This window comes from Streptomyces sp. NBC_01335, from assembly GCF_035953295.1.
In the GTDB taxonomy this organism is placed as follows: Bacteria; Actinomycetota; Actinomycetes; order Streptomycetales; family Streptomycetaceae; genus Streptomyces.
This window is the reverse complement of the sequence record NZ_CP108370.1, coordinates 2575359-2596941: the sequence shown is the minus strand read 5'-3', so window position 1 is coordinate 2596941 and position 21583 is coordinate 2575359. Positions and strand designations below refer to the sequence as shown.

Genomic DNA, 21583 nt, shown 5'->3' with positions numbered 1-21583 from the left:
CGGTGCGGGCGCTGCGCGCGATGTCCGCGGCGATCCGTAGACTGGGCCCCGTGAGTGAGCCCCGCCCTTCAGACCGGCACGACGCGTCAGAGTCCGACGACACCTTCTCGGAGATCGTGGACGAAGCAACCCAGCGCGACCCCGACCTGGCGGTGATCGAGGCCGGGAGCCGCACCCTGCGCACCCAGTCCGGGCCGCCCGTGTCCGACGCGCCCCCGGCCACGCCCGAGGACCCCGAGACCGCCCAGGCGCTGCGCGCCGTGGAGCAGGAGCTGGCCGGGCGCTGGGGTGAGACCAAGCTCGAACCCTCCGTCACCCGGATCGCCGCCCTGATGGACGTGCTCGGCGAGCCGCAGCGCGCGTACCCCTCGATCCACATCACCGGGACGAACGGCAAGACCAGCACGGCCCGCATGATCGAGGCCCTGTTCAACGCCTTCGACCTGCGCACCGGCCGCTACACCTCGCCGCACGTCCAGTCGATCACCGAGCGGATCAGCCTGGACGGCTCCCCGATCGCCCCCGAGCGGTTCGTGGAGACGTACCAGGACATCAAGCCGTACGTCGAGATGGTCGACGCCCAGCAGCCGTACCGCCTCTCCTTCTTCGAGGTGCTGACGGGCATGGCGTACGCGGCCTTCGCCGACGCGCCGGTCGACGTCGCCGTGGTCGAGGTCGGCATGGGCGGCACCTGGGACGCCACCAACGTGATCGACGCCGGGGTGGCCGTCGTCACCCCGATCTCGCTCGACCACACCGACCGGCTCGGCAACACGCCCGCCGAGATCGCCGGGGAGAAGTCCGGGATCATCAAGCAGGGCGCGACGGTCGTGCTCGCCCAGCAGCCGGTGGACGCCGCGCAGGTGATGCTGAAGAAGGCCGTCGAGGTCGACGCGACGGTGGCCCGCGAGGGCATGGAGTTCGGCGTCGTCTCCCGCGAGATCGCGGTCGGCGGCCAGCTGCTGACGCTGCGCGGACTCGGCGGCGCGGGCTCCGAGTACACCGACATCTTCCTTCCGCTGTACGGCGCCCACCAGGCGCACAACGCGGCGGTGGCGCTCGCCGCGGTGGAGGCGTTCTTCGGCATCGGCGGCGAACAGACCCGCTCGCTCGACATCGACGCGATCCGCACCGCCTTCGCCTCGGTCCGCTCGCCGGGCCGCCTGGAGGTGGTCCGCTCCAGCCCGACCGTCGTCCTGGACGCCGCCCACAACCCGGCCGGCGCCGCCGCCACCGCCGAGGGCATCTCCGAGGCCTTCAGCTTCTCCCGGCTCATCGGGGTGGTCGGCGCCAGCGACGACAAGGACGTGCGCGGGCTCCTCGAAGCCTTCGAGCCGATCTTCGCCGAGATCGTCGTCACCCAGAACTCCAGCGCCCGCGCGATGGACGCCGACACCCTGGCCGCCGTCGCGGTCGAGGTGTTCGGCGACGACCGCGTGCAGGTGGAGCCCCGGCTCGACGACGCGCTGGAGGCGGCGATCACCCTCGCCGAGGAAGAAGACGAATACGCGGGCGCCGGCGTGCTGGTGACCGGTTCCGTGATCACGGTCGGCGAGGCCCGGCTGCTCCTGGGAAGGGGCTGACGCCCTGTGCGTACCCTCTGCGCGTCGACGCTGATCGGCGAGTTCTTCGTGATCGGCTTCGCCGGGCTCGTCGCGATGAAGTCCGACGACCTGACCGCGGCGACCGTCTGGACCGTGTGCGGCATCGGCATGCTGCTCTCCGTGCTGCTCTGCGGCATGCTCGGCCGCCCCGGTGGTGTCGCGCTGGGCTGGGCGCTCCAGATCGCCCTCGTGGTGAGCGGCTTCTTCGTCCCGGTGATGTACTTCCTCGGCGTCGCCTTCGCCGCCCTGTGGTGGGCGTCGGTGCACTACGGCCGGAAGATCGACGAGGCGAAGGCCCGCTGGGCGGCCATGGAGACCGAGGCGGACGCCGCCCCGGCCGCCGGCTGACCCTTCGCCCACCCCCGTCGGTCGACCCTGCGCTCACCCCCGAGCTTGACGCTGCGTAACCCCCACCCGTCGGGGCTCGGGCCTGCCCCTGTAATCTCGCTCTCCCGCACCCCGCCACCCTCAAGGAGCCGCACGACATGACCCAGCGCACCCTCGTTCTCCTCAAGCCGGACGCGGTCCGGCGTGGGCTGATCGGTGAGATCGTCGGCCGCATCGAGCGCAAGGCCGGCTGGCGGATCACCGCCCTGGAGATGCGTACGCTCGACGGGGACACGCTGGAAGCCCACTACGGCGAGCACAAGGGCCGTCCGTTCTACGAGCCGCTCGTGGAGTTCATGGCCTCCGGCCCCGTCGTGGCGCTGGTCGCCGAGGGCGAGCGGGTCATCGAGGGCGTCCGCGCCCTGGCCGGCCCGACCGACCCGATCGCCGCCGCGCCCGGCTCCGTCCGCGGCGACTTCGGGACGATCACCCGGGAGAACCTCATCCACGCCTCGGACTCCGAGGAGTCCGCGGAGCGGGAACTGAAGCTTTTCTTTCCGGGTCTGTCCTGACGGTTGATCGGCCAAACAGCGCTGGTGACCCGGGGCGACCGAAGTAATTCGGTCGCCCTTCGGTATACGTACACCGATCGCGGGAACGCATCCCACCGACGTAACGTCACCATGGGTGGGACGGGTAGTCGTTCCACCCGGTAAGGCGAATGACCCTCGCGCTGCGTACGTGCACACGGCACTACGATGGAAGCTTCCACACCCGCAGCGCGCCGGATTCGCCGAGCAGAACCAGCCATCATGCTTTCTCGGGAAGGCACCGCCGCATCCTCATGGGGAACAAGGGGAACTCAATGTCGTTCATCGGTCGTGACATGGCTATCGACCTCGGGACTGCCAACACGCTGGTGTACGTCAGGGGGCGCGGCATCGTCCTGAACGAGCCGTCCGTCGTGGCCATCAACACCAACACCGGCGGCATTCTCGCGGTCGGCTCCGAGGCCAAGAAGATGATCGGCCGTACGCCGGGCAACATCGTTGCCGTACGGCCGCTGAAGGACGGCGTCATCGCCGACTTCGAGATCACCGAGCGGATGCTCCGCTACTTCATTCTCAAGATCCACAAGCGCCGCTACCTGGCCCGCCCGCGCGTCGTCGTCTGCGTGCCCTCCGGCATCACCGGGGTCGAGCGCCGCGCCGTCATCGAGGCGTCGACGCAGGCCGGTGCCCGCCAGGTGCACATCATCGAGGAGCCCATGGCGGCGGCCATCGGCTCCGGCCTCCCCGTCCACGAGGCCACCGGCAACATGGTCGTCGACATCGGCGGCGGCACCACCGAGGTCGCGGTGATCTCCCTCGGCGGAATCGTCACTGCCCAGTCGATCCGGGTCGCCGGGGACGAGCTGGACAACGCGATCATCCAGCACATCAAGAAGGAGTACTCCCTCCTCCTCGGTGAGCGCACCGCCGAGCAGATCAAGATCACGATCGGTTCCGCGTACGACCTGGACAAGGACGAGCACACCGAGATCCGCGGCCGGGACCTCGTCTCCGGACTGCCCAAGACGGTCGTCATCTCGGCCGCCGAGGTCCGCAAGGCCATCGAGGAGCCGGTCAACGCGATCGTCGACGCCGTGAAGACGACGCTCGACAAGTGCCCGCCCGAGCTCTCCGGCGACGTGATGGACCGCGGCATCGTCCTCACCGGCGGCGGCGCGCTGCTGCGCGGGCTGGACGAGCGGCTGCGCCGCGAGACGGGCATGCCGATCCACATCGCCGAGGACCCGCTGGACTCGGTGGCGCTCGGATCCGGCAAGTGCGTCGAGGAGTTCGAGGCGTTGCAGCAGGTCCTGGACGCGCAGCCGCGCCGCTGAGCGGTGCGGCCGACAGGCCCCTGACACACCTTCGGTCTGCCGTGCGGGCGCTGCCGCCCCGTACGGCAGATCGTTGATATACAGGCACGAACATTCCTACGAGGAAGGCACGGCCGCCGCACGTGAGGGACACACGAGAGAGCCGGCTGCTCCTGGTGCTGCTGATCGTCATCGCGTTCGCACTGATCACGGTGGACATCCGCGGCGGCGAGGACTCGCCGGTGGACGGCGCCCGGCAGGCCGCCGCGACGGTCTTCGGGCCTGTCGAGAACGGCGTGGCGGCGGCGGTGGACCCGGTGGGCAACGCCATCGGCGCCGTCCGGGACTCCGGGGACCGGCACGACAAGATCGCGGCCCTGCAGAAGGAGAACGCGGAGCTCAAGACGGAGCTCGGCAGCGACGCCCGCACCAACAGCCGGGTCCGCCAGCTCGACGCGATCCTCAAGAACGCGAACGCGGGCCAGTACGGCATCAAGGGCGCCCAGGTCATCGCCATAGGAGCGGCCCAGGGCTTCTCCTGGACGATCACCATCGACGCCGGCTCCAAGGACGGCATCGCCCGCGACATGACCGTGCTCAACGGCGAAGGGCTCGTCGGCCGGGTCACCACCGTCGGCCCGAACACCGCGACCGTACTCCTCGCCAACGACCCGGACTTCACCGTCGGCACGCGGATGGAGAACACCGACGAACTCGGCTTCGCCACCGGCCAGGGCAACAGCCCGCTCTCGGTGCAGTTCCTCAACGGCAAGGCCAAGGTGGCGAAGGGCGACCGGCTCGTCACCTTCGGCTCCAGCAAGGGCAAGCCGTTCGTGCCCGGTGTCCCGGTCGGCGAGGTCGTCCGCGTCGACCCGTCCGGCGGCGACCTCACCCGGACCGTCTACGTCAAGCCGTACGTCGGCTTCACCAAGCTCGACATCGTCGGCATCGTGGTGGAGGCCCCCCGCACGGACCCGCGCGACGCGGTCCTGCCGAAGAAGGCCGCCAAGCCTGCCAAGCCGAAGCCCACCCCGACCGTCACCGTGACCGTCCAGCCCAACGGCGACCTCGTCGACGGCAGCGGCAGGGTCGTCGGCAACATCCACCAGACGCCCGGCGCGACCGCCTCGGGCGAGGCGGCGGCCGGTGCCACCGACGTCGCCGCGCTCCCCGACGCGAACACCGACGCCGACGCGAACGCCAACGCAGACACCGACGCCGCCGCCGACCCCGACGGCCAGGCAGACGACCAGGAGTAGGGCTGAACCCCATGCGCTTGAACCGGACGCTGCTCTCCGTCGCCCTCGTCGTGGTCGCCCTCGTGGTCCAGGTATCCGTGCTCGCACGGCTCCAGCTCCCCGGAGCCGTCCCCGACCTGCTGCTGCTCACCGTCCTCGGACTCGCCTTCGTGTACGGGCACGTCAGCGGCGCGCTGATCGGCTTCGGCGCGGGCATCCTCGCCGACCTGGCCCCGCCCGCCGACCACGCCGCCGGGCGCTACGCCCTGGTGCTCTGCGTCATCGGCTACCTCGCGGGGCTGGTCCGCCCGGAGAACGGGCAGCTCAAGTCGGCCTTCGGCCCCATGGCGTTCGTCGTCGTGGCGGCCGTCGGCACCACCCTGCTGTACGCGCTGGTGGGCGCCCTCGTCGGCGATACCGCGGCCCGGCACGTCGGCCTCGGCAGCCTGGTGTTCACGGCCGCCGTCTACGACCTGCTGCTCGCGCCGTTCGTCGTACCGCTGATCATGGGGCTCGCCAGACGCACCGAGAAGGACCCGGTCTCCGAGTCGGCCGGCGGCGACGTCTCCGCCGGCTGGCTCTCCTCGGGCACCGGCCTGACGATCGGCAACCAGCGCGGCGGACTCCGCGTCAGGGCCGCCCGCAATCGCGCCGCGCGCGCGGGAAGGATCAAGGGGGTCAAGCGACTGTGAGGCCGGACCAGCACCCGAGCACCACCGACGGGGGCGCACCGTGAGCAACATCCCCGAGACCGGCCGGACCCAGCGCGTCCAGATCCGCCTCGTCGTCATCCAGATCCTCGTCTTCTCCCTCCTCCTGACGCTCGGCGGCCGACTCTGGTACCTCCAGATCCGCAACGGCCAGGAGTACACCGACGAGGCGAAGAACAACCACGTCCAGCAGGTCGTGCAGCCCGCCGTCCGGGGCGACATCCTCGACGCGCGCGGCGTACCGCTCGCCGACAACGAGACCCGCCTCGTCGTCTCCGCCAGCCGCACCGAGCTGCTGAAGATGGCGGACGACGGCGACGCCGTCCTCACCCGCCTCGCCGACGTCCTCGACATGAAACCGCAGGACGTCAAGGACAAGGTCCGGCTCTGCGACGCGAAGACCCCCCAGCCCTGCTGGAACGGCTCGCCCTACCAGCCGATCCCGGTCACCGACGAGGCCACCACCCAGCAGGCCCTCCAGATCCGCGAGCGCGCCGAGGACTTCCCCGGCATCACCGCCGAGCCCACCGCCGTACGCCGTTACGCGGCCCCCGGCGGCGCCAACACCGCCCAGGTCCTCGGCTACCTCTCCCCGGTCACCGACGAGGAGATCACCAAGGCCCAGGACACCGAGTCGCCGTACCTCCGCTCCGACCAGGTCGGCCGCTCCGGCCTGGAGCGCACGTACGACAAGGAGCTGCGCGGCAAGGCCGGCGTCACCCGCTACGAGGTCGACAACCTCGGCCGGGTCATCGGGCAGGCCGACAACGACCCGGCCGAGCCCGGATCGTCCGTCGTCACGTCGATAGACGCACGGGTGCAGTCCGTCGCCGAGTACGAGCTCGACAAGGCGATGAAGACGGCCCGCAAGGAGTTCGACAAGAACACCAACGAGAACTACAAGGCCGACTCCGGCGCCGTCGTCGTGATGGAGGCCAAGACCGGCCGGGTCGTCGCGATGGCCTCGCTGCCGGACTACGACCCCAACGCCTGGGTCGGCGGGATCTCCGCCAAGGACTACACGAAGCTCACCACCAAGAAGTCCAACTACCCTCTGCTGAACCGGGCGATCCAGGGCCAGGCGGCCCCCGGCTCCATCTTCAAGGTCGTCTCCTCCACGGCGGCGGTCAACGCCGGGTACCCGTTCGACGGCAACTACCCGTGCCCCAGCTCGTACTCCATCGGCGGCCAGACCTTCAAGAACTTCGAGTCGCAGGGCTACGGCTCCATCACCATCGGCCGCGCCCTGGAGGTCTCCTGCGACACCGTCTACTACGGCATCGCGCACAAGGAGTGGCTGAAGGACGGCGGCACCTCGCCGAAGAAGAACCCCGGCGACTGGTTCTACAAGACCGCGCACCAGTTCGGCCTCGGCAAGGAGACCGGCATCGACCTCCCCAACGAGGTCACCGGCCGCGTCCCCGACCGCCTGTGGAAGGAGAACTTCTTCAAGGCCAACAAGGCCTACTGGTGCAAGGACGGCAAGAAGGACGGCACGTACGCCCAGCAGATCGAGTACGAGAACTGCCGCGAAGGCGACAAGATGCGCGCCGGTGACTCCGTCAACTACTCGATCGGGCAGGGCGACACCCTCGTCACCCCGATCCAGATGGCCACCATCTACGCCGCGATCTCCAACGGCGGCACCCTCTACGACCCCACGGTCGGCAAGGCCATCGTCAGCGGCGACGGGCAGACGGTCCAGGAGATCAAGCCCGTCTCGCACGGCAAGCTTCCGTTCACCGGAGACACGCGCGACAAAATAGACGAAGCCCTCGCGGGTGTCGCGACCCGGGGCAGCGCCGCCTGGCGGTTCGGCGGCTGGCCCCAGGACAAGATCCCGATGCACGCCAAGACGGGTACCGCCGAGGTCTACGGCAAGCAGACGACCTCGTGGTTCGCCACGTACACCAAGGACTACTCGATCGTCATGACGATCTCCCAGGGTGGTACCGGCTCCGGCGCCTCCGGCCCCGCCGTGCGCAACATCTACAACGCCCTCTACGGCCTGGACGCCGAAGGCAAGCAGGACCTCAAGAAGGCCCTGCTGCCCACGCCGCAGAAGACCCTCCCCCGGATCCAGCCCGACGGCACGATCAACGCGCCGAAGGTCAAGCCGTACGACCCCGACGCCAACAAGCCCCTCGGCGAGGGACAGCAGGCGCTCGCCGCGACACTCGGGAGGCGGGACTGATGGCCGGTGGTTTCTCCGTCTCCGGGTACGGCCCCGAGCGGTCCTCCTGGGCCCGGCTCACCGCACGCGACTCCGTCGTGCGGCGGCTCGACTGGCCGTTGCTCGGCTCGGCGCTCGCGCTCTCCTTCATCGGGTCGCTGCTCGTCTACTCGGCGACCCGGGGCCGCAACGGCCTCACCCACGGCGACCCGTACTACTTCCTCTTCCGCCACGCCCTCAACACCGGCATCGGCTTCGGCCTGATGATCGGCACGATCTGGCTCGGCCACCGCACCCTGCGCGGCGCCGTACCGATCCTCTACGCGCTCTCCGTCGTCCTGGTGCTGGCGGTCCTCAGCCCGCTCGGCGCCACGGTCAACGGCGCGCACGCGTGGATCATCATCGGCGGCGGATTCTCGCTCCAGCCCTCCGAGTTCACCAAGATCACCATCATCCTCGGCATGGCGATGCTGCTCGCCTCCCGCGTCGACGCGGGCGACCAGCTCCACCCGGACCACCGGACCGTCGCCAAGGCCCTCGGGGTCGCCGCGATCCCGATGGGCATCGTCATGCTCATGCCCGACCTCGGCTCGGTCATGGTGATGGTCTTCATCGTCCTCGGCGTCCTGCTCGCCTCCGGCGCCTCCAACCGCTGGGTCTTCGGGCTCCTCGGCGCGGGCGCCCTCGGTGCCGTCTCCGTCTGGCAGCTCGGGCTGCTGGACGACTACCAGATCGCCCGGTTCGCCGCCTTCGCCAACCCCGCCCTGGACCCGGCGGGCGTCGGCTACAACACCAACCAGGCGCGCATCGCGATCGGTTCCGGCGGCCTCACCGGCACCGGGCTCTTCCACGGCACCCAGACCACCGGGCAGTTCGTCCCCGAGCAGCAGACCGACTTCGTCTTCACGGTCGCCGGCGAGGAACTGGGCTTCGTGGGCGCCGGGCTGATCATCGTCCTGCTCGGCGTCGTCCTCTGGCGCGCCTGCCGCATCGCCCGCGAGACCACCGAGCTGTACGGCACGATCGTGGCCGCCGGGATCATCGCCTGGTTCGCCTTCCAGGCGTTCGAGAACATCGGAATGACCCTCGGCATCATGCCGGTCGCCGGTCTGCCGCTGCCCTTCGTCTCGTACGGAGGGTCGTCGATGTTCGCCGTCTGGGTCGCGATCGGGCTGCTCCAGTCGATCCGGGTGCAGCGGCCGACGACCGCCTGATCCGAACGGAAGGCCCTACCCGTCCTCCGGCCCGGTGGCAGCAGCCACCGGGCCGGAGTGCTGTCCGGGCCCGTGAATCCACCGGGCCCCGGCGTTAGATTCGGACCATGGCCGACGTGAAGCGCGAGATCGAGCGGAAGTACGAAGCGGCTCCCGGCATCCGGCTGCCCGACCTCACCGGGGTGGCCGGAACGGCCGCGTCCGTGCCCCGCGGGGTGGTGGAACTCGACGCCGTCTACTACGACACCGAGGACTTCCGGCTGGCGGCGGGCTCCGTCACCCTGCGCCGCAGGACCGGCGGCGACGAAGAGGGCTGGCACGTGAAGTTCCCGGTGGCCCCCGGCGTACGCGACGAGATCCGCGCGCCGCTCGCCGACACCCTGCCCGACGAGCTCGCCGGACTGATCCGCTCCCGGGTCCGCGGCCGGCCCGTGGTCCCGGTCGTCCGGCTGTTCTCCTCGCGCGACGTCCACCACCTCGCCGACGCCGAAGGCCGGCTGCTCGCCGAGCTGAGCGTCGACACGGTCCTCGCCGAGCGGCTCACGGCGGACGGCGCCGGAGCCACCGCCGGGTGGACCGAGATCGAGGTCGAGCTGGCCGACGACGGCGACCCCGCCTTCCTGGACGCCGTGGAGGAGCGGTTCGCCGGTGCGGGCGTACGCGCCTCGGCCTCCGACTCCAAGGTGGGCCGCGCGCTCGCCGAGACGGCACCGGGGAAGAAGGAGACCGGGCGTCGGGCGCCGGCGGGCGGGGAGCCCGGCACCGCGGGCGAGCAGGTCCTCGCCCACGTGCGCCGTCAGATCGGGACGATCGTCACCCTCGACCCCGCCGTCCGCCGCGACCTGCCCGACGCGGTGCACCGGATGCGGGTCGCCACCCGGCGGCTGCGCAGCGCCTTCAAGACGTACCGGAAGGTCCTCGACCGGGCCGTCACCGACCAGCTGGGCGCCGAACTGAAGTGGCTCGCCGCCGAACTCGGCACCGGCCGGGACCACGAGGTCCTGGAGGCGCGGCTGTCCGACCGCGTCGACGCGGTGGAACCCACCCTGCTGCTGGGGCCCGTGCGGGGCAGGCTGGAGCGGTGGGGGGCCGCGGAACGCGCCGCCGCCCGCCGCCGGATCCTCGTGGCGCTCGACAGCGAGCGCCACCTCGCGCTGCTCGACAGCCTCGACGCGCTGCTCGCCGGCCCGCCACTGCTGCCCGCGGCCGGCGAGGACGCCGCCGGGACGCTCGCCCGAGCGGTGCTGAAGGACCACGACCGGCTCGCCGCCCGGGTCCGCCACGCCCTCGACCTGCCGCCGGGCCACGACCGCGACCTCGCGATGCACGAGGCCCGCAAGGCGGCCAAGCGCACCCGGTACGCCGCCGAGGCCGCGCGCCCCGCCCTCGGCAAGCCCGCCAAACGGCTCGCCGAACGGGTCAAGGCCGTCCAGAGTCTGCTCGGCGACCACCAGGACGGCGTGGTCGCCCGCGCCGCCCTGCGCGCCATGGCCGTGCACGCCCATGGAGCCGGCGAGTCCGCTTTCACCTGGGGAGTTCTGTACGGCCGCGAGGAGGCGACGGCCGCCCGGCTGGAGGACGAGCTGCCCCGCGTGTGGGACCGCGCGTCCGGGGCCCGGCTGCGGGCGGCGCTGAAGAGGTGAACAGCGGGGTACGCTGGATGGTCACCCCTGCCAGCTCACGAAGGTTCGCGAGATGTCTGCCGAGTCGGTCTTCCCACAGCTCGAAGCTCTGCTCCCGCATGTGCAGAAGCCCATCCAGTACGTCGGCGGTGAGCTGAACTCCACCGTCAAGCCGTGGGACGAATGCGACGTCCGCTGGGCGCTCATGTACCCCGACGCGTACGAGGTCGGTCTGCCCAACCAGGGCGTCATGATCCTCTACGAGGTGCTCAACGAGCGCGAAGGGGTCCTCGCCGAACGCACGTACAGCGTCTGGCCGGACCTCGAAGAGCTGATGCGCGAGCACAAGGTGCCGCAGTTCACCGTGGACAGCCACCGGCCCGTCGGCGCGTTCGACGTCTTCGGGCTGAGCTTCTCCACCGAGCTCGGCTACACCAACATGCTCACCGCCCTGGACCTGGCGGGCATCCCGCTGGAGTCCAAGGACCGCACGATGGACGACCCGATCGTGCTCGCGGGCGGCCACGCCGCGTTCAACCCCGAGCCCATCGCCGACTTCATCGACTGCGCGGTCATCGGCGACGGCGAGCAGGCGGTCCTGGAGATCACCGAGATCATCCGCGCCTGGAAGGCCGAGGGCCGGCCCGGCGGCCGCGACGAGGTGCTTTTCCGCCTCGCCCGTACCGGTGGCGTCTACGTCCCGCGCTTCTACGACGTCGAGTACCTACCCGACGGCCGCATCGCCCGTGTGGTGCCCAACAAGTCGGGCGTGCCGTGGCGTGTGTCCAAGCACACGGTCATGGACCTCGACGAGTGGCCCTACCCGAAGCAGCCGCTGGTCCCGCTCGCCGAGACCGTCCACGAGCGGATGTCCGTCGAGATCTTCCGCGGCTGCACCCGCGGCTGCCGTTTCTGCCAGGCCGGCATGATCACGCGCCCCGTGCGGGAGCGAAGCATCACCGGCATCGGCGAGATGGTCGACCGCGGTCTGAAGGCCACCGGCTTCGAGGAGGTCGGCCTGCTCTCGCTCTCCTCCGCCGACCACTCCGAGATCGGCGAGATCGCCAAGGGCCTCGCCGACCGGTACACCGAGGACAAGATCGGCCTCTCGCTGCCGTCCACCCGCGTCGACGCGTTCAACGTGGACCTCGCCAACGAGCTGACCCGCAACGGCCGCCGGTCCGGTCTCACCTTCGCCCCCGAGGGCGGCTCCGAGCGCATGCGCAAGGTCATCAACAAGATGGTCTCGGAGGAGGACCTGATCCGCACGGTCTCCACCGCGTACGGCAACGGCTGGCGCCAGGTGAAGCTGTACTTCATGTGCGGCCTGCCCACCGAGACCGACGAGGACGTCCTCCAGATCGGCGACATGGCGGTCAACGTGATCGCCAAGGGCCGGGAGGTCTCCGGCCAGAACGACATCCGCTGCACCGTCTCCATCGGCGGATTCGTCCCCAAGCCGCACACCCCGTTCCAGTGGGCGCCGCAGCTGAGCGCCGAGGAGACCGACGCGCGGCTCGCCAAGCTCCGCGACAAGATCCGCGGCGACAAGAAGTACGGCCGCTCCATCGGCTTCCGCTACCACGACGGCAAGCCCGGCATCGTCGAGGGCCTGCTCTCGCGCGGTGACCGCCGCGTCGGCTCGGTCATCCGCGCGGTGTACGAGGACGGCGGCCGGTTCGACGGCTGGCGCGAGCACTTCAGCTACGACCGCTGGATGGCCTGCGCCGACAAGACGCTGCCCGGCTTCGGCCTCGACGTCGACTGGTACACCACCCGCGAGCGCACCTACGAGGAGGTCCTGCCCTGGGACCACCTCGACTCCGGCCTGGACAAGGACTGGCTCTGGGAGGACTGGCAGGACTCGCTCGACGAGACCGAGGTCGAGGACTGCCGCTGGACCCCCTGCTTCGACTGCGGCGTCTGCCCCCAGCTCGACCTGGACATCCAGATCGGCCCCACCGGCAAGAAGCTGCTGCCGCTCACCGTGGTGAAGTGACCGGCGCGCCGGTCGGCGTACCAAGCGTGTGACAAAGGCCCGTCCCCGGGATCCCCCGGGGCGGGCCTTTTGCATGATGAACCCCATGGACGGCGAGAACGAGCACGGCACCCGGGTCGTACGGCAGCGGCCGGGGTACGGCAGGCACCAGGCGCCCGCGGGGTACGAGCCCGGCGACGGCTGCCTCGTCGAACTCGTCCGCATCCCGGTCCGGATCGTCGCGGTGCTCGTCGTGCTGCCGGTGCGCGTCGTGTGGGACCTGCTCGCCGTGACCCTGCGTGGCCTGGACCGGGTGGTGCTGCGGCCGCTGGGCCGTGGCGTCGCCCGGGTGTGGCGCCACCTGGTCGTCCGCCCGGTCGCCTGGGCGTGGACGTACCTCGTGGTCGTCCCGCTCGGGTGGCTGTACCGCGCGGTGCTCGCCCCGGTCGGCCGCGCGCTGGTGCTGGTGGCCTGGGCGCTGACGGTGTGGCCGGTGGTCTCCCTCTGGCGGTACGTGCTGGTCCCACTCGTCCGGTACGGCGTCCTCGTCCCGTGCCGTTGGCTGTACGCGGCCGTCCTCACCCCGGCAGGACACGGGCTGCGGGGCCTGTACCGCGCCCTGCTGATCCCGCTGGGGCACGGGCTCCTCGCCGTACTGCGGTGGCTCGGCCTCGCGCTCTTCGTCCGGCCCTTCGTCGGCCTCTGGCGGTACGTCCTCACCCCCCTCGGCCTCGCCGTCGCCTGGCTGGCGCACATCCTGCTGGTGGTGCCGGTGGTCTGGCTCTGGCGGTCGGTGCTCACCCCGCTCGGGCGGGGCACGCTCCGGCTCCTCCGTGCGGTGGGGGCCGGGCTCGTGTGGTGCCTGCGGATGCTGGTCGCCGTCCCCGTCGCCTGGCTCTGGCGGCGTGTCCTCCTCCCTGTGCTGCGGGAGACCGGTGCGGCGCTCGTGGTGGCCTGGCGGATCACCGGAATGATCAGCCGGGCGCTCGGGCGGGCCCTGGCGTGGCTGCTCCGCACCCTCCTCGTCGCGCCCCTGGCCTGGAGCTACCGCACCCTCTGCACCCCGGTCGGGCACGCCGTACGGGACTGGGTGTGGAAGCCCGCCCGTATCGCCGCCGCCGCGACCGGACGTGCCGTGCGCGGCACGCTGCGTACGGCACGCGACGCCGTACGCCAGGCCCGCCGCGACGCATGGCGCGCGTTCACCGGCCGGCCGGTGAACGGCCGGCCGGCGAACCCGGAGGTCGGCGGACCCGGGAGGGTTACTGCGCGTACTCTGGGTGAGGAGCACCATGCGACACCCGTGCACGGCGTGGCGCCCGCACCCGAGATCTCCCCGCCCGGCGGAACCACAGGCCGGAGGGGGTGAGCCGGAGCGGGCCCCCCGTGACGACCTGTACTTCGTGGGCGGCGCGCCACCGCGCCCGCCCCGCACCGAGGAGAAGAACCACTGGGCAAGCGACAGCCCGAAGGCCCGCCGCCCGCACCGGCGGTGCAGCGCATCCGACTGCGCTACACCAAGCGCGGCCGCCTCCGGTTCACCAGCCACCGAGACTTCCAGCGTGCCTTCGAGCGGGCCCTGCGCCGCTCCGAGGTACCCATGGCCTACTCAGCGGGCTTCACCCCGCACCCCAAGGTCTCGTACGCCAACGCGGCTCCGACCGGCACCGGCAGCGAAGCCGAGTTCCTGGAGATCGCGCTCACCGAGCACCGCGACCCGAAGGTCCTGCAGGACCTCCTCAACACGTCCCTCCCGGACGGCCTCGACATCACCGACGCCGTGGAGGCCCGGACCTCCGGGCTCGCCGACCGGCTGACCGCCTCCATCTGGGAGATGCGCCTGGACGGGGTCACCGTCAAGGACGCCGAACAGGCCGTGGCCGCCTTCCTCGCCGCCGAAACGGTCGAGGTCCAGCGCCGGGCGAAGAACGGTATGCGTACCTTCGACGCCCGCGAGGCCGTGGTCGGTCTTGAGGCCCTCGATCCACGAGCCGATGGGTCCGTGGACACCGCCTGTGCGATACTGCGCCTGGTAGTGCGGCACATGACACCCGCCGTACGACCCGACGACGTCCTGTCCGGTCTCCGAGCTGTGGCCGACCTGGCGCCGCCGGTCCCCGTAGCGGTGACCAGGCTGGCGCAGGGGCTCTTCGACGAGGAGTCCGGCACGGTGACCGACCCGCTCGCGCCCGACCGCGACGCACCCCCGGCCGTCCCCGCGACGGCCCCCGGGAGTGTCGCGACGGCGCCTGAAGGTTCGGGTTCCGCGTAAGGCGGTCGTTGTAGCGCGGCCCCCGGGAAGGCACCGGGGTCGGGCCGCGCACTGACCAGAAGACTTTCGCCAGGCCGTACGCACACCGCGTAGGGAACCGGCGAGCCAGACATCAGCTCCCGTGCGGCGCCCGCGCCCCGGACAGCGGGGTCGCGCACCACGCGACCAGCCCGCCGGACCGGACCAGCGCGGCGCCCGGGAGCGCGACGGGAGAACCGCCCGCATGCTTGAGCCGACCGAATCCGGCACGACCGGAAACAACGAAGACAACACCCCCGGGGACAAGCTGCCGCCGCGCCGCAGGCGCCGCGCCGCTTCCCGCCCCGCCGGCCCGCCGTCCGGCGGAGCCGCGAAGACGCAGGACGAGACGCCGGCCGTCGAGTCCGCTCCGGTGGCCGAGGCCGTCGTGGAGCAGGCCGTCGCTGAGGAGCCCGTGGCCGAGGCGCCGCGTGGCCGTCGTCGCGCGGTGCGCAAGGCGACGTCCCCGGCCGGTGCGCCGCAGGCCGTCGTGGAGGCCACTCCGGTGGTGGAGCCGGTCGAGGAGCAGGCCGCCGAGGAGCCGGTGGAGGCTCCGGCGCCGCGTGCCCGCCGTCGTGCGGTCCGTAAGGCGACGGCCCCGGCCGGTGCGCCGCAGGCCGCCGACACCACGGCTGCCGCCGAGGAGATCGTGGTCGAGTCCGCTCCGGTGGCCGAGGCCGTCGTGGAGCAGGCCGTCGCTGAGGAGCCCGTGGTCGAGGCGCCGCGTGGCCGTCGTCGCGCGGTGCGCAAGGCGACCGCTCCGGCCGGTGCGCCGCAGGCAGCCGTGGAGACCGCTCCGGCCGTCGAGACCGCCCCGGTGGCCGAGGCCGCCGAGGAGCCGGTGGAGGCTCCGGCGCCGCGTGCCCGCCGTCGTGCGGTCCGTAAGGCGACGGCCCCGGCCGGTGCGCCGCAGGCCGCCGACACCACGGCAGCCGCCGAGGAGATCGTGGTCGAGTCCGCTCCGGTGGCCGAGGCCGTCGTGGAGCAGGCCGTTGCTGAGGAGCCCGTGGTCGAGGCGCCGCGTGGCCGTCGTCGCGCGGTGCGCAAGGCGACCTCGCCGGCCGGTGCGCCGCAGGCCGCCGCGCCCGCTGTCGAGCCCGCCGAGCCGGTCGGCGAAGCCCTGCCCGAGGCCGTCGCCGAGGAGCTCGCCGCCGAGCCCGAGGAGGTAGCGGAGTCCGCGCCGCGCGGCCGTCAGCGCCGCCGCGCCACCGCCCCGGCCGGCCGCCCCGAATTCACCGCCACCGAGGAGCCCGTCCGCCGCGGACGACGCGCCACCCGCCCGGCCGTGGCCGTCTTCCAGGCGCCGGTCTTCTCCGAGCCCATGTTCCAGACGCCGGAGACCGCGGCCGCCGCGGCCGCCGCCGCTCCGCCGTACGTGGAGCCGGAGGACGAGGAAGAGACCGAGGACACCCAGCAGGCCGTCGAGGCGCCCGCGCCCGCCGAGCCCGCCGGGCAGACCCCGCGCCGCCGTCGCCGCCGTCGCGGCGAGGCCCCCGAGGCCCCCGAGGCCGAGCAGGCCGTCGCGCCCTCCGAGCCGGAGGCCGAGCCCGAGGCCGAGGCCGAGGACGTGAGCGAGCCGGAGGCGGAGCACGAGGCCGCCGACGACAACGAGTACGGCGACCGCCCGTCGCGCCGCCGCCGCCGCGGTGGCCGCCGCCGCCGTCGCGGTGACGCCGGTGACGGCGACGAGGGTTACGAGACGGAGCACTCCGCCCCGTCCGACACCGCCGCCGACCGCGCCGACGAGCAGCAGCCCGCAGTCGCGCACGACGACGACAGCGACCACGACGAGGACGATGAGCGCCACGACTCGGCCGGCGGCTCCAGCAGCAGCCGTCGCCGCCGTCGCCGTCGCCGTCGCAGCGGTGACGCGGTCGACAACGGCACCGACAACGGAGCCCACGGCTCCGGCTCCGACGACCCGGAGCGTACGGTCGTCAAGGTCCGCGAACCGCGTGAGCGCCGCAGCCGCGAGTCGGCCGACCGCGAGCCCGGCACCGGCTTCGACGAGGTCCAGTCCATCAAGGGCTCGACCCGCATGGAGGCGAAGAAGCAGCGCCGCCGCGAGGGCCGCGAGCAGGGCCGCCGCCGCGTCCCGATCATCACCGAGGCCGAGTTCCTGGCCCGCCGCGAGGCCGTCGAGCGGGTCATGGTCGTCCGCCAGAGCGGCGAGCGCACCCAGATCGGCGTCCTCGAGGACAACGTGCTCGTCGAGCACTACGTCAACAAGGAGCAGGCCACCAGCTACGTCGGCAACGTCTACCTGGGCAAGGTCCAGAACGTGCTGCCGTCGATGGAGGCCGCGTTCGTCGACATCGGCAAGGGCCGCAACGCCGTGCTGTACGCCGGTGAGGTCAACTTCGAGGCGCTCGGCATGGCCCACGGGCCGCGCCGCATCGAGACCGCCCTCAAGTCCGGCCAGTCGGTGCTCGTCCAGGTGACGAAGGACCCGATCGGCCACAAGGGCGCCCGCCTGACCAGCCAGGTCTCCCTGCCCGGCCGCTACCTCGTCTACGTGCCCGAGGGCTCGATGACCGGGATCAGCCGCAAGCTCCCGGACACCGAGCGCGCCCGGCTGAAGACCATCCTCAAGAAGATCGTCCCCGAGGACGCGGGCGTCATCGTGCGCACCGCCGCCGAGGGCGCGAGCGAGGACGAGCTCCGCCGTGACGTCGAGCGCCTCCAGGGCCAGTGGGAGGAGATCCAGCGGAAGTCGCGTGCCACCGGCAGCTCCAACGCGCCGACGCTGCTCTACGGCGAGCCGGACATGACCGTCCGGGTCGTCCGCGACATCTTCAACGAGGACTTCTCCAAGGTCATCGTGAGCGGCGGCGACGCCTGGGAGACGATCCACGGATACGTCTCGCAGGTCGCCCCCGACCTGACGGACCGGCTGTCGCGGTGGACCTCCGAGGTCGACATCTTCGCGACGTACCGCATCGACGAGCAGCTGATGAAGGCGCTGGACCGCAAGGTCTACCTGCCCAGCGGCGGCTCGCTGGTGATCGACAAGACCGAGGCGATGGTCGTCGTCGACGTCAACACCGGCAAGTTCACCGGTCAGGGCGGCAACCTCGAAGAGACCGTCACCAAGAACAACCTGGAGGCGGCCGAGGAGATCGTGCGTCAGCTGCGGCTGCGCGACCTCGGTGGCATCGTCGTCGTCGACTTCATCGACATGGTGCTGGAGTCCAACCGCGACCTGGTGCTCCGGCGCCTGCTGGAGTGCCTGGGACGCGACCGTACGAAGCACCAGGTCGCCGAGGTGACCTCGCTGGGGCTCGTCCAGATGACCCGCAAGCGGGTCGGCCAGGGCCTGCTGGAGTCGTTCTCCGAGACCTGCGTCCACTGCAACGGGCGCGGCGTGATCGTGCACATGGAGCAGCCGACGACGTCCGGTGGCGGCGGTGGCGGCAAGCGGTCCAAGAAGCGCGGCCGCGGCGCGGACCAGGACCACGGTCACGAGGACCACGGTCACGAGCAGGACCACGGCCACGAGCACGAGCACGAGTCCCTGGCGGAGGTCGCCGCCGAGGTGGCCGAGCCGGTGGCGCTGCCGGAGCCGGAGTTCGTCCCGGACGAGGAGCTGTACAGCAGCCCCGCCGAGGCGGAGGCGGCTGCTTCGCGCGGCCGTGGACGCCGCCGGGCGACCCGCAAGGTGTCGGCCCCGGCCGGCGCTCCCAAGGCCGCCGGCCCGGCGCCGGTCGTCGAGGAGAAGCCGGTCGCCGAGGAGAAGCCGGCCGAGGTCGTGGAGCCGGAGCCCGTCGTGGAGCCGGAGCCGGTGGTGGAGACTCCGGTGGCCCCCGAGCCCGAGGCCGCGCCCCAGGGCCGTACGCGCCGCAGGGCGACCCGTAAGGCGACCTCTCCGGCGGGTTCGCCGAAGCAGGCCGCCCCGGCGGAGCCGGTGACCCCGGTCGAGCCCACCGCCGAGCCGGTGGCCGTCGAGGACCCGGTCGTGGAGGCGCCCGCCCCGGTCGCCGAAGCGCCGGCCGAGGCCCCCGAGGCGGCGGCTCCGCCGCGGGCCCGCCGTCGGGCGACCCGGAAGGCGACCGCTCCGGCGGGCTGGCCGTCCGGTGCCGAGGAGGCCGAGATCGTCGTCGTGACGGGTGCGCCCGCCGTGGCCGACGAGGTCGCCGAGGCTCCCGTCGCCGAGTCCGGTGACGCGGCCGAGACCGAGGAGGCCGCGCCCGCCAAGAAGGCGGCGGCGCGCAAGACGGCCAAGAAGGCCCCGGCGAAGAAGGCGGCCCCGGCCAAGAAGGCGGCGGCTGCCAAGAAGACGACGACGGCGGCGAAGAAGACGACGACCGCGAAGAAGACGACGACGGCGGCCAAGAAGGCGCCGGCGAAGCGGGCGACGAAGAAGGCCGTCGCAGCTGAGCAGGCGTCGGCCGGTTCGTCCGAGGAGTGACCGCGGGCTGACCCCGTACCACCCAACCGGTGGGCCGTTCTCCCCGACGCGGGGAAGCGGCCCACCGGTGCGTGGGGGGCGGCCGTACGCCGTTCCCGGCGCCGGGAACGGCGGGAGCATGGTGTGGTGCCCGCCCTCGCCGGGCGGCACCGATGGCATTCGGTTCATGAGGGGGACTCATGTGTGGGGGGACAAGGAAATGCTGAAGGTCAGTGTCGTGGTGCCCGTGTACAACGCGGGGCCGTACATCGAGCGCTGTGCGCCGTCTCTGCTCGGACAGAGCCTGCGCGAGGACGAGTACGAGATCGTCTACGTGGACGACGGATCGACCGACGGTTCGGCCGAGGTACTCGACCGGCTCGCCGCCGAGCACCCCCGAATACGGGTGCACCACCAGGAGAACTCGGGCTGGCCGGGCAAGCCGCGCAACGTCGGCATGGCCATGGCACGCGGCGAGTACATACAGCTCGTCGACCAGGACGACCGGCTGGCCCCCGAGGCACTGGAACGCCTGTACGCCATGGGCAGCCGCAACGGCTCCGACATCGTGCTCGGCAAGATGGCCGGCTCCATGGTCGGCCCCTCGCCCGTCTTCCGCCGCAACCGCGAACGCTGCACGGTGGAGGACGCGCCGCTGATCGAGACGCTCACGGCGCACCGGATGTTCCGCCGCGCGTTCCTGGAGGAGTCCGGACTCCGCTTCCCCGAGGGGTACTGGCGCATGGAGGACCTGCTCTTCATGGTCCGCGCCTACCCCCGGGCCAAGGTCGTCTCGATACTCGCCGACTACCCCTGCTACCTCTGGGACCGCAGGGAGGACGGCGGAAACAACAGCGAGGCCGAGTTCGACCTCGCCGACAACTTCCGCCGGCTGCGCACGATCATCGAGGCACTGGCCGAAGCCACCGAACCCGGGGAGCTCCAGGACCGACTGCTGCGCCGCCTGTACCGCGTCGAGCTGATGCGGACGGTGTCCGAGCCCTTCATCGTCGACGCGGAGGAGGAGGAACGCCGGGAAGCCTACGAGCTGACGCGCCCGCTGGCAGTCGAATGCTTCCCGCCCGGGGTGACCGCGGGCATGCCGGCGGTGCAGCGGCTGCGCGCGACCCTCCTGGCGGAGGACCGTCCCGAGGCCCTTCGGGAAGTGGCCCGGCGGGTTCGCGAGGTCAGGCCCCGCATCGAGGTCGGGGCGGCCGAGCAGGACGCCGCCGGGCGGCTGTCGTTGCGCATCCGAGCCACCCTCCAGCACACCGGCGTCGACCCGCTGGCCCTCACCGGCCCGCTGGCCCTCGCCGGGACGGAGGCCGACGGGTACGTGCTCGACCCCGCGTTCACCGAGGGCATCGAGGGGGCCGAGGGAGCCGGTGGCCTGCCCGTCCCCGACCCGCTCTCCTACGCGAACGGCGAGGTGCTCGTCCACGACCTCAGCCGCAACGTCTGGTGGCACGCCGAGGACACCTTCCGGCCGCGGGTCGAGAGCCTGGAGGACGGGCGGAGCCACGTGGTGGTCGAGGGCGGAGCCGTGCTCGACCCGCTGACCCTGGCGGGCGGTGAACCGCTCCGGCCCGGCACCTACGAGGTGTGGCTCGGGGTCCAGGTGCTGGGTGTCGGCCGCCGCCCCCGGCTCACCCCGGCCGACACCGCCCAGAGGGTGGCGTTCGGCGCGGTCCCGCTGGGCGGTACCGGACGCACCGTGCGCGCGGACTGGTCGGGCAGGGGCGGCCAGCTGAGGCTCGTCGTCACGAAGCCCAAGCCCGCTCCGAAGCCGGTCGCGGTCAAGCCGCCGCCGACCGGGCTGCGCCGGATCTACCGCGGTGCGCTGCGACGGCTGCCCCCCGGGCCGCGCAAGGCCGTACGCAGGTACGCCGCGGCGGTCCGGCGCCGGCTGCCGGGACGGCGCTGAGGCCGGGGCGAGACCGCCGTACCGGGCCTCGTCCGGGCAGGGACAGCCGGGCGGGGCCGACCGGCACGGCCCGGGAGCCCGTGCCGGGGGCGGTTTGACCCGTCGGGCAGTGGCCCCGTAGCCTTGACCCTCGGCGTGTTTGTCTGTGCGCCTACCCCTGAGCACATCCCTCCCGGCGCGGTTCCGCGCCAGGAGAGGCCGCTCATCCTTCCGGATCGTCCCGGGCCCCGGCCCGTGCGAGCGGCTGGCATC

The 21583-nt window shown here is 72.1% G+C and carries 14 protein-coding genes; all 14 read left to right on the top strand.

Going from position 1 to position 21583, the window contains the following annotated elements; all coding sequences use genetic code 11:
* The first annotated feature begins 50 nt into the window (after window positions 1-50).
* The 14 genes from folC (at window position 51) to OG599_RS11040 (ending at window position 21331) form a co-directional block, all read left to right on the top strand.
* Window positions 51-1583 (top strand): bifunctional tetrahydrofolate synthase/dihydrofolate synthase, encoded by a 1533-nt coding sequence (folC, locus tag OG599_RS11105; protein WP_327175814.1) that lies wholly within the window; start codon window positions 51-53, stop codon window positions 1581-1583.
* A gap of 6 nt (window positions 1584-1589) precedes the next feature.
* Entirely contained in the window at window positions 1590-1952 is a 363-nt protein-coding gene (locus OG599_RS11100; protein WP_327175813.1) for a DUF4233 domain-containing protein, read from the top strand.
* Between the two features lie 137 nt (window positions 1953-2089).
* Complete coding sequence (gene ndk / locus OG599_RS11095; protein WP_266704304.1) at window positions 2090-2503, top strand: nucleoside-diphosphate kinase; 414 nt, start codon at window positions 2090-2092, stop codon at window positions 2501-2503.
* Between the two features lie 293 nt (window positions 2504-2796).
* A complete protein-coding gene (locus OG599_RS11090) occupies window positions 2797-3816 on the top strand; it encodes a rod shape-determining protein (RefSeq protein WP_055599051.1) in 1020 nt (339 codons plus the stop codon).
* Between the two features lie 122 nt (window positions 3817-3938).
* The gene (mreC, locus tag OG599_RS11085; protein WP_327175811.1) at window positions 3939-5054 is read left to right on the top strand and encodes a rod shape-determining protein MreC; all 1116 of its coding nucleotides are present in this window, start codon (window positions 3939-3941) and stop codon (window positions 5052-5054) included.
* Between the two features lie 11 nt (window positions 5055-5065).
* Entirely contained in the window at window positions 5066-5725 is a 660-nt protein-coding gene (gene mreD, locus OG599_RS11080) for a rod shape-determining protein MreD (RefSeq protein WP_327175810.1), read from the top strand.
* 40 nt (window positions 5726-5765) lie between these two features.
* A complete protein-coding gene (gene mrdA / locus OG599_RS11075) occupies window positions 5766-7937 on the top strand; it encodes a penicillin-binding protein 2 (RefSeq protein ID WP_327175809.1) in 2172 nt (723 codons plus the stop codon).
* The gene (gene rodA / locus OG599_RS11070; RefSeq protein ID WP_327175808.1) at window positions 7937-9130 is read left to right on the top strand and encodes a rod shape-determining protein RodA; all 1194 of its coding nucleotides are present in this window, start codon (window positions 7937-7939) and stop codon (window positions 9128-9130) included. Before mrdA ends, rodA begins: the two co-directional genes overlap by 1 nt.
* A gap of 107 nt (window positions 9131-9237) precedes the next feature.
* The gene (locus tag OG599_RS11065; protein ID WP_327175807.1) at window positions 9238-10773 is read left to right on the top strand and encodes a CYTH and CHAD domain-containing protein; all 1536 of its coding nucleotides are present in this window, start codon (window positions 9238-9240) and stop codon (window positions 10771-10773) included.
* Between the two features lie 52 nt (window positions 10774-10825).
* Window positions 10826-12751, top strand: coding sequence for a TIGR03960 family B12-binding radical SAM protein (locus OG599_RS11060; protein WP_327175806.1), 1926 nt, complete (start codon window positions 10826-10828; stop codon window positions 12749-12751).
* 85 nt (window positions 12752-12836) lie between these two features.
* Window positions 12837-14099, top strand: coding sequence for a hypothetical protein (locus OG599_RS11055; protein WP_327175805.1), 1263 nt, complete (start codon window positions 12837-12839; stop codon window positions 14097-14099).
* A gap of 123 nt (window positions 14100-14222) precedes the next feature.
* Window positions 14223-15002, top strand: a complete 780-nt coding sequence (locus OG599_RS11050) for a TIGR03936 family radical SAM-associated protein (protein ID WP_327175804.1) — start codon at window positions 14223-14225, stop codon at window positions 15000-15002.
* 223 nt (window positions 15003-15225) lie between these two features.
* Window positions 15226-19428 carry an Rne/Rng family ribonuclease gene (locus tag OG599_RS11045; RefSeq protein ID WP_327175803.1) on the top strand — a complete coding sequence of 1401 codons (4203 nt, stop codon included), beginning with the start codon at window positions 15226-15228 and terminating at the stop codon, window positions 19426-19428.
* Window positions 19429-19627: 199 nt separating this feature from the next.
* On the top strand, window positions 19628-21331 hold the full coding sequence (locus tag OG599_RS11040) for a glycosyltransferase family A protein (RefSeq protein ID WP_327175802.1): 1704 nt from the start codon (window positions 19628-19630) through the stop codon (window positions 21329-21331).
* Window positions 21332-21583 lie beyond the last annotated feature (252 nt).